This is a genomic window from Planococcus rifietoensis, assembly GCF_001465795.2.
In the GTDB taxonomy this organism is placed as follows: Bacteria; Bacillota; Bacilli; order Bacillales_A; family Planococcaceae; genus Planococcus; species Planococcus rifietoensis.
Map to the genome: position 1 here is coordinate 3,344,563 of NZ_CP013659.2, position 13,224 is coordinate 3,357,786.

9 protein-coding genes, 7 tRNA genes and 3 rRNA genes are annotated in these 13,224 nt (G+C 49.7%); 18 read left to right on the plus strand and 1 reads right to left on the minus strand.

Going from position 1 to position 13,224, the window contains the following annotated elements; genetic code table 11:
- Positions 1–32: 32 nt before the first annotated feature.
- From truA to AUC31_RS16705, 16 genes are all read left to right on the plus strand, one after another.
- A complete protein-coding gene (gene truA, locus AUC31_RS16630) occupies positions 33–770 on the plus strand; it encodes a tRNA pseudouridine(38-40) synthase TruA (RefSeq protein WP_058382137.1) in 738 nt (245 codons plus the stop codon).
- A 216-nt stretch (positions 771–986) separates the two neighbouring features.
- Positions 987–1,424 (plus strand): 50S ribosomal protein L13, encoded by a 438-nt coding sequence (gene rplM / locus AUC31_RS16635; protein ID WP_058382136.1) that lies wholly within the window; start codon positions 987–989, stop codon positions 1,422–1,424.
- Between the two features lie 29 nt (positions 1,425–1,453).
- Positions 1,454–1,846 (plus strand): 30S ribosomal protein S9, encoded by a 393-nt coding sequence (gene rpsI / locus AUC31_RS16640; protein WP_058382135.1) that lies wholly within the window; start codon positions 1,454–1,456, stop codon positions 1,844–1,846.
- Positions 1,847–1,937: 91 nt separating this feature from the next.
- Complete coding sequence (locus AUC31_RS16645; RefSeq protein ID WP_058382134.1) at positions 1,938–2,378, plus strand: VOC family protein; 441 nt, start codon at positions 1,938–1,940, stop codon at positions 2,376–2,378.
- Between the two features lie 101 nt (positions 2,379–2,479).
- Positions 2,480–3,553: an Mrp/NBP35 family ATP-binding protein gene (locus AUC31_RS16650; RefSeq protein WP_058382133.1), complete on the plus strand. Its 1,074-nt coding sequence runs from the start codon at positions 2,480–2,482 to the stop codon at positions 3,551–3,553.
- A gap of 147 nt (positions 3,554–3,700) precedes the next feature.
- Positions 3,701–4,381 carry a KinB-signaling pathway activation protein gene (locus AUC31_RS16655; RefSeq protein WP_058382132.1) on the plus strand — a complete coding sequence of 227 codons (681 nt, stop codon included), beginning with the start codon at positions 3,701–3,703 and terminating at the stop codon, positions 4,379–4,381.
- A 451-nt stretch (positions 4,382–4,832) separates the two neighbouring features.
- Positions 4,833–6,383, plus strand: a 16S ribosomal RNA gene (locus AUC31_RS16660).
- A 187-nt stretch (positions 6,384–6,570) separates the two neighbouring features.
- Positions 6,571–9,503: ribosomal RNA gene (locus AUC31_RS16665) — 23S ribosomal RNA — on the plus strand.
- 65 nt (positions 9,504–9,568) lie between these two features.
- A 5S ribosomal RNA gene (gene rrf, locus AUC31_RS16670) occupies positions 9,569–9,684 on the plus strand.
- The 16S, 23S and 5S rRNA genes sit together here with 7 tRNA genes alongside, the layout of an rRNA operon.
- Before the next feature lie 42 nt (positions 9,685–9,726).
- Positions 9,727–9,799: transfer RNA gene (locus tag AUC31_RS16675), tRNA-Thr, on the plus strand.
- Between the two features lie 58 nt (positions 9,800–9,857).
- Positions 9,858–9,932 (plus strand) — tRNA-Glu (locus tag AUC31_RS16680).
- A gap of 5 nt (positions 9,933–9,937) precedes the next feature.
- Positions 9,938–10,013 (plus strand) — tRNA-Val (locus AUC31_RS16685).
- 30 nt (positions 10,014–10,043) lie between these two features.
- Positions 10,044–10,127, plus strand: a tRNA-Tyr gene (locus AUC31_RS16690).
- A gap of 14 nt (positions 10,128–10,141) precedes the next feature.
- Positions 10,142–10,216 (plus strand) — tRNA-Gln (locus AUC31_RS16695).
- Between the two features lie 11 nt (positions 10,217–10,227).
- Positions 10,228–10,300, plus strand: a tRNA-Lys gene (locus AUC31_RS16700).
- Positions 10,301–10,324: 24 nt separating this feature from the next.
- Positions 10,325–10,397: transfer RNA gene (locus AUC31_RS16705), tRNA-Ala, on the plus strand.
- 62 nt (positions 10,398–10,459) lie between these two features.
- On the opposite strand, the gene AUC31_RS16710 is transcribed toward AUC31_RS16705, so the two are convergent.
- Positions 10,460–11,539: a citrate synthase/methylcitrate synthase gene (locus tag AUC31_RS16710; RefSeq protein WP_058382131.1), complete on the minus strand. Its 1,080-nt coding sequence runs from the start codon at positions 11,537–11,539 to the stop codon at positions 10,460–10,462.
- A 103-nt stretch (positions 11,540–11,642) separates the two neighbouring features.
- On the opposite strand from AUC31_RS16710, the gene AUC31_RS16715 reads away from it, so the two are divergent.
- Positions 11,643–12,524 carry a LysR family transcriptional regulator gene (locus tag AUC31_RS16715; RefSeq protein ID WP_058382130.1) on the plus strand — a complete coding sequence of 294 codons (882 nt, stop codon included), beginning with the start codon at positions 11,643–11,645 and terminating at the stop codon, positions 12,522–12,524.
- A gap of 79 nt (positions 12,525–12,603) precedes the next feature.
- Positions 12,604–13,170, plus strand: a complete 567-nt coding sequence (locus AUC31_RS16720; protein ID WP_058382129.1) for a GNAT family N-acetyltransferase — start codon at positions 12,604–12,606, stop codon at positions 13,168–13,170.
- Positions 13,171–13,224: the final 54 nt, after the last annotated feature.

Genomic DNA, 13,224 nt, shown 5'->3' on the forward strand with positions numbered 1-13,224 from the left:
ATTACGAAAGCTGCAGTAAAAGGAGAGACCTCATGAAACGAATGAAAGCGACAATTGCCTATGACGGCAGCGGGTTTGCAGGCTACCAAATCCAGCTGAAAACCCGCACCGTTCAACTGGAGCTGTTGCGCGCGTTGAAAGAATTGCATAAAGGCGAGCGGGTCGAAGTGGTGGCGAGTGGACGTACGGATTCCGGGGTGCATGCCACCGGGCAAGTGGTTCATTTCGATACCCCGTTCTCCATGCCGACAGATTCATGGGTGCGTGCGCTCAATGTCCGCTTGCCACAGGACATCCAAGTTTACGATATCGAACAAGCGGATGCTGATTTCCATGCCCGCTACCACGCCAAAGGCAAGATATACCGCTATAAGTGGAACCGCAGCAAACTCATCAACCCGTTCAGCCGCAACCATCTCGTCCATGTGCCGCAGCAAATCGATGTGGCCCGGATGGAAAAAGCAGCCCAAGCGTTTATCGGCACCCATGATTTTTCCAGTTTTTGTGCGGCGAACACCAATGTCGTCGATAAAGTAAGAACGATCTGGCGAATTGATTTTGAAGAACATGGCGAGGAATTGCACATGGTCATTGAAGGGTCCGGTTTTCTCTATAATATGGTGCGCATCATAGCGGGCACTTTGCTCGAAGTCGGATTAAATAGAAGAGAACCGGAAGAACTGGCTGACATCATTGCTGCTTGTGACCGCGACGCTGCCGGCAAAACCGCAGCAGCACACGGTTTATACTTGGAAAAAGTGCATTACTGACGGTGAAGCAACTTTTCCTGGTGTTTTTCTAAATGTCCTTGACTTAAAGCGTAATCCGTTATATGATGATGTATGGTATTTTCATTACCCCCACGATATGCCCCGGAAGGTTATTTGTGTTAAGGGATAAGGAAAACACGGAACAACGGAACCAACATGGAACACTTGGAACTGAATTCTAAAAAAAAGAGACGATTCATTAGGAGGACAATATACATGCGTACAACATTCATGGCTAAAGGTCACGAAGTAGAGCGTAAATGGTTGGTTGTCGATGCAGAAGGGCAAACTCTTGGACGTTTGGCTTCTGAAGTCGCTTCAATCTTGCGCGGGAAATACAAACCAACATTCACACCGAACGTCGACACTGGCGATCACGTCATCATCATCAATGCTGACAAAATCCACTTGACTGGTAAAAAACTTACCGACAAAATCTACTACCGCCACACGCAATACACAGGCGGACTTAAGCAGCGCACAGCACTTGAAATGCGCACGAAATACCCTACAAAAATGCTTGAACTAGCGATCAAAGGCATGCTTCCAAAGAACTCTTTGGGCCGCCAAACATTCAAGAAATTGCATGTATACGCTGGACCAGAGCACAACCACCAAGCACAACAACCTGAAGCTTACACGCTTCGCGGATAATAATCAGTAAATAAGAGGAGGATACACCTTTGGCACAAGTTCAATATATCGGTACAGGTCGCCGTAAAAACTCAACAGCTCGCGTACGTTTGGTACCAGGAGATGGTACGATCACAATCAACAACCGTGACGTATCTGACTACGTTCCATACGAAACGCTTGAGCAAATCATCAAACAACCACTAGTAACTACTGAAACTCTTGGTAGCTACGATGTATTGGTAAACGTAAAAGGCGGCGGGTTCACTGGACAAGCCGGCGCAATCCGTCACGGAATCGCACGCGCTCTACTTACAGTAGACCCAGAATTCCGTGGAGCTCTTAAATCTGCTGGATTCCTAACACGTGACCCACGTATGAAAGAACGTAAAAAATACGGTCTTAAAGCGGCACGTCGCGCACCTCAGTTCTCAAAACGTTAATTTTACCTTTCAAAAGCACTTTCCGGTTTTCCGGAAGGTGCTTTTTTGTGTATTGGCGAACTCTATAGCAAACCGAAAAGGAGTGGGTGGAATGAACCGCATCAATCTAATCTGCCTGGGCGTTCAGGACATGGAAAGATCTGTGAAGTTTTACCGGGATGAACTGGGCTTCCAAACGGATGAAACAAGCGACAAACCGAACATCATTTTCTTCAACACTTCAGGTACCAAATTGGAGTTATATCCTTTAGAAGAATTGGCAAAAGACATCGACGCAGAAAATCCGCCCGTGAAAACCGGCTTCTCTGGAATCACCTTGGCCTATAATGCCAAATCACGCGATGAAGTGGACCAAGTCATGGAATTGGCGAAAAAAGCGGGAGCGGTGATTGTGAAACAACCTGTCGACGTATTTTGGGGAGGATATTCGGGTTATTTCCAAGACCCCGATGGCTACCACTGGGAAGTCGCATATGGACCTGATTTCATATTTGATGAACAGGACATGCTCGACTTCGATAGCAATGAATAGAAGCATAGAAGATGCCACCCAGCGAAAAGCCGGAATGGATTTAAAAACGCTTTCACTATGTTATACTGGACTGTAGCAAAAGTGATAAGGAGTGTAGTGGAATGTTAAGTGAAACACAAGTGCGAGAAGCAGTCGGAGCTCTAGAAGATCCGTTTTTACATAGAACCCTTTCGGAAACAAACGGCATCTTGTCGGTAAAAATCAAAGAAGAGAAAAAATACGTCAGTGTCAAATTGGCAATTGCCAAAACGAATACACCGGAACAAATGCAGCTTCAAATGAAAGTCGTGGACGCCATCAAGGGAGTCGGCGCTGACTCTGTCGGCATCCGCTTCGAAGAATTGCCGCCAGAAGCATTGGCACAGTTCCGCGGGACCGCGAATGAGTCTGAAGCACAAGACTTATTGTCTCCATTGAACAAAGTGGAATTCATCTCTATCGCCAGCGGTAAAGGCGGCGTCGGGAAATCGACCGTCTCTGTCAACTTGGCGATCGCGCTTGCGCGTGCAGGGAAAAAAGTTGGTCTTGTCGACGCAGATATCTACGGCTTCAGTGTGCCGGACATGATGGGCATCGATAAAGCGCCGGTTGTCCGTGGCGATACGATCATCCCGGTCGAGCGCTTCGGCGTCAAAGTGATTTCGATGGGCTTCTTCGTCGAAGATAACATGCCTGTCGTATGGCGTGGCCCAATGCTTGGGAAAGTCTTGGACCAGTTCTTCCGCGATGTGGAGTGGGGAGATCTTGATTACCTACTATTGGACTTGCCGCCAGGGACAGGGGACGTCGCACTCGATATCCACCAAATGCTTCCTGCTTCTAAAGAAATTGTCGTCACAACGCCGCATCCAACCGCAGCATTCGTAGCGGCACGTGCAGGAGCGATGGCTTTGCAAACCAATCACGAAGTATTGGGCGTTGTCGAGAACATGTCTTGGTTTGAAAGCCAAGGATCCGGCAAAAAAGAATATATCTTCGGAAAAGGCGGCGGGGCAAAGCTTGCAGAAGAATTACAAGCGCCATTGCTCGGACAGATTCCGCTTGGCCAGCCGGACTGGGATGAAAATGATTTTGCTCCATCTGTTTATGCAGAAGATCACCCAACCGGAAAGATTTATGGAGAGATTGCCCAACAAGTCCTCCAGCAATTCGCGACTAAAGAGAACAAGCAATAAAACATATCATCCGGAAACCGGCTTTCGGTTTCCGGATTTTTATATAGGCAGTAAAAGACTTTCAAGGTTTGTTCACAACTCCTCCTGCAGATAGAAGGGTTTGTTGATACAATCGAAAGGAACTTTAAATTAACGGAGGCAATACACGTGACTATACGAAATTGGGTTAAGTTTGCATTGACTGCATTATTGATAGGCGGGGGGATTACCGGCTTGCTCGGCATTTTCATCCGCTGGAACGATGTCTTCGCCGAAGCTGCGCAAAACGGTCATTGGGGAGAATTAATCGCAGGTTTTGTCTGGATGATCGTCGTCGGCATGACGATGAGCTTGATTGCACAGATGGGCTTCTTCGCCTATTTGACGATTCACCAGTTCGGCCATAATATGTTCCGCTCGCTGCGGCTGTGGAATTGGGTACAGCTCTTGATCATCGCCATCGTCATCTTCGACTTGATTGTGTTCCGCTTCCTGCCGAACGTCGAGACGGGCGGGCAAGGATTCCTTTATGGAACGCTCCTATTCATTTTATTGGCGGTATCGCTGACAACGGCGTACTTCAAAGCGAAATGGACAGCGAAGTCAGCATTCATTTCAGCGTTGTTCTTCATGATTGTCGTTACGACACTGGAATGGTTGCCGGCTTTGATGGTAAGAGCGGGTAATGTAGACAGCTGGGTAACCTTGTTATTGTTCCCATTGCTTGCAGTGAACGCTTATCAACTTCTCGCCTTGCCGAAGTATAACGAGAAGTCTGAAGAGGACCGTTTGAAACTTGAAGCGCGCCGGGCTGCGAGAAAAGCGCAGGCTGCTGAAGGGAAGAAATGATTTTTCAGAAAAGTTCCGCTTTCTGCCTTTAGGGCAGGGAGCGGGATTTTTTGTTTTAAATGACTTTTTCGTCTGCAGCAAGAAACGCTTTACCTATAGGGTTTAGATGGTGTTTTGAATAGATTGTAAGAAGCTGAAAAGTTCTTTTGAAAAAAGTTTGGTAAATGCGTTGACATATATTTAAACATGCTTTAATATAATAAAAGTCGTCAGGAACGACAGCAAACATGAACCTTGAAAACTGAACAGCAAAACGTCAACGAAAGACGTCACGAGCGCCTTGGCGCGCGAACGGCTTTTGCGATGGTCGCCCTTGGGCGATCGGAGCAATCAGCCATTCCGACCTTCGGTGTTCGTGACTTACTTACTGATCAGCTTCGGCAGATCAAGCGAATCGTGCGTCTTTTAGACGGCGATACGCCAGCAACTATTGAGCAATCAATACTACTCTATAATGGAGAGTTTGATCCTGGCTCAGGACGAACGCTGGCGGCGTGCCTAATACATGCAAGTCGAGCGGAGATAGTGGAGCTTGCTCCATTATCTTAGCGGCGGACGGGTGAGTAACACGTGGGCAACCTGCCCTGCAGATCGGGATAACTCCGGGAAACCGGTGCTAATACCGAATAGTTTGCGGCCTCTCATGAGGCTGCACGGAAAGACGGTTTCGGCTGTCACTGCAGGATGGGCCCGCGGCGCATTAGCTAGTTGGTGAGGTAACGGCTCACCAAGGCCACGATGCGTAGCCGACCTGAGAGGGTGATCGGCCACACTGGGACTGAGACACGGCCCAGACTCCTACGGGAGGCAGCAGTAGGGAATCTTCCGCAATGGACGAAAGTCTGACGGAGCAACGCCGCGTGAGTGAAGAAGGTTTTCGGATCGTAAAACTCTGTTGTGAGGGAAGAACAAGTACCAAGTAACTACTGGTACCTTGACGGTACCTCACCAGAAAGCCACGGCTAACTACGTGCCAGCAGCCGCGGTAATACGTAGGTGGCAAGCGTTGTCCGGAATTATTGGGCGTAAAGCGCGCGCAGGCGGTCCTTTAAGTCTGATGTGAAAGCCCACGGCTCAACCGTGGAGGGTCATTGGAAACTGGGGGACTTGAGTGCAGAAGAGGAAAGTGGAATTCCACGTGTAGCGGTGAAATGCGTAGAGATGTGGAGGAACACCAGTGGCGAAGGCGACTTTCTGGTCTGTAACTGACGCTGAGGCGCGAAAGCGTGGGGAGCAAACAGGATTAGATACCCTGGTAGTCCACGCCGTAAACGATGAGTGCTAAGTGTTAGGGGGTTTCCGCCCCTTAGTGCTGCAGCTAACGCATTAAGCACTCCGCCTGGGGAGTACGGCCGCAAGGCTGAAACTCAAAGGAATTGACGGGGGCCCGCACAAGCGGTGGAGCATGTGGTTTAATTCGAAGCAACGCGAAGAACCTTACCAGGTCTTGACATCCCGCTGACCGCCTAGGAGACTAGGCTTTCCCTTCGGGGACAGCGGTGACAGGTGGTGCATGGTTGTCGTCAGCTCGTGTCGTGAGATGTTGGGTTAAGTCCCGCAACGAGCGCAACCCTTGATCTTAGTTGCCAGCATTCAGTTGGGCACTCTAAGGTGACTGCCGGTGACAAACCGGAGGAAGGTGGGGATGACGTCAAATCATCATGCCCCTTATGACCTGGGCTACACACGTGCTACAATGGACGGTACAAAGGGTTGCAAACCCGCGAGGGGGAGCCAATCCCAGAAAACCGTTCTCAGTTCGGATTGCAGGCTGCAACTCGCCTGCATGAAGCCGGAATCGCTAGTAATCGCGGATCAGCATGCCGCGGTGAATACGTTCCCGGGCCTTGTACACACCGCCCGTCACACCACGAGAGTTTGTAACACCCGAAGTCGGTGGGGTAACCCTTACGGGAGCCAGCCGCCGAAGGTGGGACAGATGATTGGGGTGAAGTCGTAACAAGGTAGCCGTATCGGAAGGTGCGGCTGGATCACCTCCTTTCTAAGGATTATATCGGAACCGATCTTCGGATCGGGTTGACGTTTTGCGTTCAGTTTTGAAGGTTCACTCCGCAAGGATTGACTTTCAAACTTGTTCTTTGAAAACTGGATAGATCGACATTGATTAAGAAACAAGCATCAAGTAGCGTGATCGCTTTGCGATCAACTTATTTTTTTTGACCCTCAGTGGTTAAGTTAATAAGGGCGCACGGTGGATGCCTTGGCACTAGGAGCCGAAGAAGGACGGCACTAACACCGATATGCCTCGGGGAGCTGTAAGTGAGCTGTGATCCGGGGATTTCCGAATGGGGAAACCCACTGTTCGTAATGGAGCAGTATCCATGTGTGAATACATAGCACATGAGAAGGCAGACTCAGGGAACTGAAACATCTAAGTACCTGAAGGAAGAGAAAGCAAATGCGATTCCCCAAGTAGCGGCGAGCGAAACGGGATCAGCCCAAACCAGAAGGCTTGCCTTCTGGGGTTGTAGGACACTCTATACGGAGTTACAAAGGAACGGATTAAGCGAAGCGACCTGGAACGGTCCGCAAGATAGGGTAATAGCCCCGTAGCTGAAAGTTCGTTCCCTCCAGAGTGGATCCTGAGTACGGCGGAACACGAGAAATTCCGTCGGAATCCGGGAGGACCATCTCCCAAGGCTAAATACTCCCTAGTGACCGATAGTGAACCAGTACCGTGAGGGAAAGGTGAAAAGCACCCCGGAAGGGGAGTGAAATAGATCCTGAAACCGTGTGCCTACAAGTAGTTAGAGCCCGTTAATGGGTGATAGCGTGCCTTTTGTAGAATGAACCGGCGAGTTACGATTGCATGCAAGGTTAAGGTGAGAAGCCGGAGCCGCAGCGAAAGCGAGTCTGAATAGGGCGAGTGAGTATGCAGTTGTAGACCCGAAACCAGGTGATCTACCCATGTCCAGGGTGAAGGTAAGGTAACACTTACTGGAGGCCCGAACCCACGCACGTTGAAAAGTGCGGGGATGAGGTGTGGGTAGCGGAGAAATTCCAATCGAACCTGGAGATAGCTGGTTCTCTCCGAAATAGCTTTAGGGCTAGCCTCAAGATAAGAATCCTGGAGGTAGAGCACTGTTTGGACTAGGGGCCCATCCCGGGTTACCGAATTCAGACAAACTCCGAATGCCAGTGATTTATGCTTGGGAGTCAGACTGCGAGTGATAAGATCCGTAGTCAAGAGGGAAACAGCCCAGACCACCAGCTAAGGTCCCCAAATATCCGTTAAGTGGAAAAGGATGTGGCGTTGCTTAGACAACCAGGATGTTGGCTTAGAAGCAGCCATCATTTAAAGAGTGCGTAATAGCTCACTGGTCGAGTGACACTGCGCCGAAAATGTACCGGGGCTAAACGGATTACCGAAGCTGTGGATGGACATCGTAGATGTCCGTGGTAGGAGAGCGTTCTAAGGGCGTTGAAGTCAGACCGGAAGGACTGGTGGAGCGCTTAGAAGTGAGAATGCCGGTATGAGTAACGAAAGACGGGTGAGAATCCCGTCCACCGAATGCCTAAGGTTTCCTGAGGAAGGCTCGTCCGCTCAGGGTTAGTCGGGACCTAAGTCGAGGCCGATAGGCGTAGACGATGGACAACAGGTTGATATTCCTGTACCACCTCCCCGCCGTTTGAGCAATGGGGGGACGCAGAAGGATAGGGTGAGCGTGCCGTTGGTTGTGCACGTCCAAGTTGTGAGATGAGAAACGAGGCAAATCCCGTTTCTATACAACATCAAGCAGTGATGGCAAGAGGTTTACCTCAGAGTCCCTGATTTCACACTGCCAAGAAAAGCCTCTAGCGAGGCGGGAGGTGCCCGTACCGCAAACCGACACAGGTAGGCGAGAAGAGAATTCTAAGGTGAGCGAGTGAACTCTCGTTAAGGAACTCGGCAAAATGACCCCGTAACTTCGGGAGAAGGGGTGCTCTGGTAGGGTGTTACAGCCCGAGAGAGCCGCAGTGAATAGGCCCAGGCGACTGTTTAGCAAAAACACAGGTCTCTGCAAAACCGTAAGGTGACGTATAGGGGCTGACGCCTGCCCGGTGCTGGAAGGTTAAGGGGAGTGCTTAGCGCAAGCGAAGGTGCGAACCGAAGCCCCAGTAAACGGCGGCCGTAACTATAACGGTCCTAAGGTAGCGAAATTCCTTGTCGGGTAAGTTCCGACCCGCACGAAAGGCGTAACGATCTGGGCACTGTCTCAACGAGAGACTCGGTGAAATTATAGTACCTGTGAAGATGCAGGTTACCCGCGACAGGACGGAAAGACCCCGTGGAGCTTTACTGTAGCCTGATATTGAATTTTGGTGCAACTTGTACAGGATAGGTAGGAGCCAGAGAACCCGGAGCGCCAGCTTCGGGGGAGGCGTCGGTGGGATACTACCCTGGTTGTATTGAACTTCTAACCCACAAGCCTTAGCGGCTTGGGAGACAGTGTCAGGCGGGCAGTTTGACTGGGGCGGTCGCCTCCTAAAGAGTAACGGAGGCGCTCAAAGGTTCCCTCAGAATGGTTGGAAATCATTCGCAGAGTGTAAAGGCACAAGGGAGCTTGACTGCGAGACGGACAGGTCGAGCAGGGTCGAAAGACGGACTTAGTGATCCGGTGGTTCCGCATGGAAGGGCCATCGCTCAACGGATAAAAGCTACCCCGGGGATAACAGGCTTATCTCCCCCAAGAGTCCACATCGACGGGGAGGTTTGGCACCTCGATGTCGGCTCATCGCATCCTGGGGCTGTAGTCGGTCCCAAGGGTTGGGCTGTTCGCCCATTAAAGCGGTACGCGAGCTGGGTTCAGAACGTCGTGAGACAGTTCGGTCCCTATCCGTCGCGGGCGCAGGAAATTTGAGAGGAGCTGTCCTTAGTACGAGAGGACCGGGATGGACACACCGCTGGTGTACCAGTTGTTCTGCCAAGAGCATCGCTGGGTAGCTATGTGTGGCCGGGATAAGTGCTGAAAGCATCTAAGCACGAAGCCCCCCTCAAGATGAGATTTCCCATTGCGCAAGCAAGTAAGATCCCTCAAAGACGATGAGGTAGATAGGTTCGGGGTGGAAGCGTGGCGACACGTGCAGCTGACGAATACTAATCGATCGAGGACTTAACCAACAAACTGAAACGCAAGTTTCCCACAATGTCGATTTATCCAGTTTTGAGCGAACAAGCTCAACAAGTCCAGTGATGATGGCAAAGAGGCCACACCCGTTCCCATCCCGAACACGGAAGTTAAGCTCTTTTGCGCCGATGGTAGTTGGGGGTTTCCCCCTGTGAGAGTAGGACGTCGCTGGGCAATCATCTTTTTTTACTTTGTACCGAGATTTCCTTTTACCTTGCTTCCATAGCTCAGCAGGTAGAGTGCTTCCATGGTAAGGAAGAGGTCACCGGTTCGAACCCGGTTGGAAGCTTTTGATTCTTTAAAGTTTCTTTACATCGGAAACTGTTTTCTTTATAATTTTTTTGTAAGGCCCCTTGGTCAAGCGGTTAAGACACCGCCCTTTCACGGCGGTAACACGGGTTCGAATCCCGTAGGGGTCACCATTCATGGAGGATTAGCTCAGCTGGGAGAGCATCTGCCTTACAAGCAGAGGGTCGGCGGTTCGATCCCGTCATCCTCCACCATGTATCCATTTAGGCTATTAATCGAATAACGGTGGGGTAGCGAAGTGGCTAAACGCGGCGGACTGTAAATCCGCTCCTTCGGGTTCGGCAGTTCGAATCTGCCCCCCACCACCAGTTTTTTATTGCTTTGGGGTATAGCCAAGCGGTAAGGCAACGGGTTTTGATCCCGTCATGCCCTGGTTCGAATCCAGGTACCCCAGCCATTTTTTATTTTGAGCCATTAGCTCAGTTGGTAGAGCATCTGACTTTTAATCAGAGGGTCGAAGGTTCGAATCCTTCATGGCTCATTTATCTTTGCGCATTTTTCGCGCGGGGCCTTAGCTCAGCTGGGAGAGCGCGACGCTGGCAGCGTCGAGGTCAGGGGTTCGAGCCCCCTAGGCTCCATTGTTCCATGTGCAATCCATGTGTAAAAAGCCCGTATCCATTCAATTGGATACGGGCTTTTTTTAGTTTCCGATATATTCGGATTGTGGCCGGAAAATCACGTTATCTTGCTGTTGTTCTATCGCATGGGCAGTCCAGCCGACGATCCGTGCGATGCTGAAGGTAGGGGTGAATAGTTCAGGCGACATTTGGATAGACCGCATAATCGCTGCTGCGTAAAATTCTACATTGGTATAAAGGGCACGTCCTGGTTTTCGCTCATTTAACAATTGGGTGATTTTAGTTTCCGCTTTGACTGCAAGGTCCAGCCAAGAGTCTTCTTGCTGCAGCTGCTGGCATTTTTTTCGAAGCAGTATGGCGCGCGGATCTTCTGTGCGATATACCCGGTGACCGAAGCCCATGATTTTCTCGCCTTGCGCCAGTTTTTGTTCAATGACTGGATTAATCCTTTCGGGAGACTGGATTTCATCAAGCAATTCAAGCACACCGGACGGGGCGCCTCCATGCAAAGGACCCTTCATCGTACCGATTGCAGAAACGATGGCAGCGCTTAAGTCGGATTCGGTGGAAATGGTGACACGGCCAGCAAAAGTGGATGCATTCATGCCGTGTTCCATCGTTAAGTTCAAATACGTTTCCAGGGCTTCAGTTTGTGCGTGTGTCGGTACTTGCCCTTTGATCATCCATAGATAGTTTGCAGTATGGCCCAGGTCGCTTCTTGGCGCGACGAATTCCTGTCCGGTGCTTTGCCGGTATAGAAGAGCGGTCATTACAGGAAGTGCAGCAGTAAGGGCAATGGCTTGTTGGTGGATCTCCAATTCTTTGAATTCGGCATGCAGATAAGCTGAAACGAGTGTCCGCATGCCATCCATTAATGAAATTTCTTTGGGCAAAACTTGCGCAATGGCCATAAGATAATCCGGCAATTGGCGATAGGATTTTAATTGTTCAATAAGTCTTGCGAGTTCTTCATTTGAAGCGTGATGGCCGTGCCACAGGAAGTAGGCGGTCTGTTCGAAGCTCTTTTGATTGATCACTTCATCGATCAATGTTCCACGGTAACGGAGTTCACCCTTATCTCCTTCGACAGATGCAATGGCAGTTTGAACGGCGACAATGCCTTTAAGGCCTTTTTGAAACATGTAAATTCCTCCTTTTTTTAAAGTATAAGCTGCAGCTTTAATTATGAAAATTAAAGATTTATAATTAAAATAATTAAAAAAACTAATTGAAAGGAGATCGAAAATGGAGATGCAATGGCTCAGGACCTTTGCGGATGCTGCGGAAACCTTGAATTTCCGTAAGACTTCCGAACGCTTGCTGTTGTCGCAGCCGAGTGTGACGGTGCATATTCGGCAATTGGAAGAGTATTTGGGGATTCGCTTGTTCGACCGCATCAAGAACCGTGTGGTGTTGACTGAGGAAGGGCGCTATTTTAAACAGCAGGCAGACACATTGGTTGAAAAATTCGATTCGACGGTGGACGAGCTTCAATCGTTTGCCCAGGGCTACCGGCGAAAATGGACCATCGCGATCTCCCCGTTGATGGCAGAGACAGTGCTGCCATATGTTCTACACTCGTTTACAAAAGCGCATCCAGACCTTGAGCTGGTTATCCGTGTGGAAGAGTCGGAAGTGATTGAAGAACTGGTAGAAAGCGGGGAAGTGTCTGCTGGCATCTCCGCTTTGAAGCCGGCTAAACGGGTGATTCTCCATGAAGTGGTTTATGAGGATCCTTTACTGCTCATTGTGCCTAGGGATGCTTATGATGATGAGCGGGGCCCGGTGGTTTCAGCACAAGAGGTATTGCAGCAGCATTTCATCTTTACGCATCATCATCCCGTTTTTTGGGAAGAGTTGCTTGTGAAATTGCGCGTGCAGCTTCCTGGAATCCGTACGATGAAAGTGACCCAGGCCCATATTGCGAAAAAGTTTATCCAGGAAGGGCTCGGCGTGTCGTTTTTGCCGAAGTCGATGGTGCGCCGTGAGCTGATCGAAGGGCGATTGATGGAAGCGAATTTTGATCTGTTTCCGTTGCCTAGTGTGGCAACGTATTTTCTTTCGCGCAGCATGGGGGTACTAGAGAACGATTTTTTAAGCCGCGTTCAATCGGTTTATTTCCGGTGAATTGAAGAGGCGAAAGTTTGAGAGAAAATGGCGGATTTGGCGGATGCACTGGTATACTGCAGATAAGGAGGGGATGGATATGTATATTGAACAGCGCAATATTCGGCTTCGTTTGCTGAAACGTGAGGATTTTGAGGCATTATGGGCGCTTTATACACCGGATATCTTCGAATATATGCTGACAAAGGTGGAGCGTTTCGAAGATTTGGAAGCGTGGTTATCGACTGGAATGAACCAATCCAATGTTCTGGTGTTTGCCGTGGAGCTTCCGGAAAGTGGCGAGATCGTCGGCACGACCCGTATATATTCGATTGATGATACGAACAAAAGCTGTGAAATCGGAGCAACTTTCTATAGTGAAAAAGCGCAGCGCACTCATGTCAATACGGCCGTCAAACATGCGCTGCTGGGCTATTGCTTCGAAGAGCGGGAGATGATTCGCGTCCAGTTCAAAACCGATGCTGAGAATATCCGTTCCCAAAAATCGATCGAACGGATAGGTGCAGTGAAAGAAGGGCATTTGCGCAACGAACGCATTCGCTCGACCGGTGAACCAAGGGATGCCATCGTCTATTCCATCATTGACCGTGAATGGCCGGAAGTGAAGAAATCACTAGAAGACAAAATGAATAAATATTCGGAATAATGTCAGGTTGAGCCAAAAGAACCTCAGAGGGTACAATGAATGTATCTTACTGAG